General features: G+C 70.9%; 2 protein-coding genes. Both read left to right on the top strand.

Annotated features, from left to right (window positions below; all coding sequences use genetic code 11):
- The first annotated feature begins 108 nt into the window (after positions 1 to 108).
- Positions 109 to 966 carry a carbohydrate ABC transporter permease gene (locus tag LCE31_RS39250; RefSeq protein WP_225023037.1) on the top strand — a complete coding sequence of 286 codons (858 nt, stop codon included), beginning with the start codon at positions 109 to 111 and terminating at the stop codon, positions 964 to 966.
- Positions 967 to 1,061: 95 nt separating this feature from the next.
- Positions 1,062 to 1,928, top strand: a complete 867-nt coding sequence (locus tag LCE31_RS39255) for a carbohydrate ABC transporter permease (protein WP_225023038.1) — start codon at positions 1,062 to 1,064, stop codon at positions 1,926 to 1,928.
- Positions 1,929 to 1,997 lie beyond the last annotated feature (69 nt).

The following is a 1,997-nucleotide window of genomic DNA, read 5'->3' on the forward strand; positions in this document are numbered from 1 at the left end:
CCGGCCGCCGGGGCGGGGGGGGGCCCCGGGCCCGGCCCCGCGTCCCGCGCCCGTTCCGCGCCCGCCCGGCCGGGCGGCCCGCGCGCCCCCCGCCCCGCCAGGCGCCATCTGCCGTCCACGCCCTGGCTGTTCGCCGCACCCGGCCTGGTGGTCGTCTGCGTGTTCATCCTGTATCCGTTCGTCTCGACGCTCGTCGACTCCTTCACCGACCGCCGGGCGCTCGTCGCGGGGCAGTGGGTGGGCCTCGCGAACTTCACCGAGATGCTGCACGACGACATGTTCTGGATCGGCCTGCGCAACAGCGCGCTGTACATGGTCGTGGTCGTGCCGGCGCTGGTGGTCCTGCCGCTGCTGCTCGCGCTGCTGGTGGCGAAGAAGATCCCCGGCATCGGCTTCTTCCGCAGCGCCTTCTACACACCGGTCGTCGCGTCGATCGTGGTGGTCGGGCTGATCTGGGTGTGGATGCTGGACGACCGCGGGCTGATCAACGCGGTCCTCGACGAGGTGGGGATCGGCAAGGTCGGCTTCCTCAGCGACCAGTGGCTGCTCCTGCTGAGCGCCATGTTCGTGACGGTGTGGAAGGGCCTCGGGTACTACATGATCATCTATCTCTCGGCGCTGGCGAACGTGCCCCGGGAGCTGCACGAGGCGGCGTCCGTGGACGGCGCGGGCGCGTTCCGCCGCTTCGTCTCCGTCACCGTCCCCGCCGTGCGCTCCACGATGGTCCTGGTGGGCGCGCTCTCCTCGGTGGCCGCCTTCAAGGTCTTCTCCGAGGTCTATCTGATGGCGGGCCCGAACGGTGGCCCCGCGGGCGAGGACACCACGCTGGTCATGCTGGTGGAGCGCACCGGCACCGGTCTCACAGGACGCGTCGGGTACGCCTCGGCCCTGTCCGTCGTCGTGTTCGTCATCACCGTCGGGCTGATGCTGCTGGTGCTGCGCGCCGACCGCAAGGAGGACGCATGAGCTCCGCCACCGGCCCCGGCGCCGCCGCCCGCTCGGGACGGGCCGGGCAGCCGCCGACAGGACGGCCCGGAGAGCCGCCGACGGGACGGCCCGGGATGCCGCAGAAGAAGGCCCGCTTCACCGACGAGAACGGGCGCCGCGTCGCGCCGTGGGAGCTGGCCGTACGGTACGTCCTGCTCGTCGCCGTACTCGTCCTGACGGTCGGCCCGTTCGTCTGGCAGCTGGCCACGTCCCTCAAGGGGCCGACCGAGGACATCTTCAGCACCCCGCCCGCGTTCCTGCCGGCCCATCCCACCCTGCACAACTACACGCGCGTCGCCGACACCATCCCGGTGTGGAGCTACGCGCTGAACTCCCTGAAGGTCGCGCTCGCCAACGTCCTGACGAACTGCGTGGGCGCGGCGCTGGCCGGCTACGCGATCGCCCGGCTGCGCTACCGGGGCCGCAAGCTGCTCACCCTGGTGTTCATCGTGGCGATGCTCGTCCCGGTGGAGGGCATCATCATCGCCCAGTTCCAGACGATGCGGTCGCTGGGCCTCAACAACACACTGCTCGGTGTGCTGCTGCCCGGCTGCGTCGGCGCGATGAACGTCCTGCTGATGCGCAACGCCTTCCTGCACCTGCCGCGTGAGGTGGACGAGGCCGCCGTCATGGACGGGGCGAACGCGTGGCAGCGCTTCTTCCGGATCGCGCTGCCCTCGGTGCGCGGCACGCTCGCCGTCGTGGCGATCTTCTCCTTCATGGGGTCGTGGGACGATTTCCTGTGGCCGCTGATCGTCCTCAGTGACTCGTCCAAGTTCACCCTCACCATCGGGCTCAACTACCTGCACGGCACGTTCGCCGACGACCAGCGGCTCGTCGCGGCCGGCACGATCATCGCCGTCGTGCCGCTGATCGTCCTGTTCGCCTGCCTCCAGCGGTACTTCTTCCGCGGCGTCGGGGAGGGCGCGGTCAAGGGCTGACGAATCGCCCTGGCCCGGCCCGTCCCGTCGCCCCCCCGATCCGCGCTCTCCACGCCGTCTCCCCCACAC

Source organism: Streptomyces sp. 8L (genome assembly GCF_020176795.1).
Classification (GTDB): domain Bacteria; phylum Actinomycetota; class Actinomycetes; order Streptomycetales; family Streptomycetaceae; genus Streptomyces.

Excerpts from the sequence above, each read along its gene's own strand:
- LCE31_RS39255 (WP_225023038.1), top strand. The coding sequence starts at position 1,062 with ATGCCGCAGAAGAAGGCCCGCTTCACCGACGAGAACGGGCGCCGCGTC.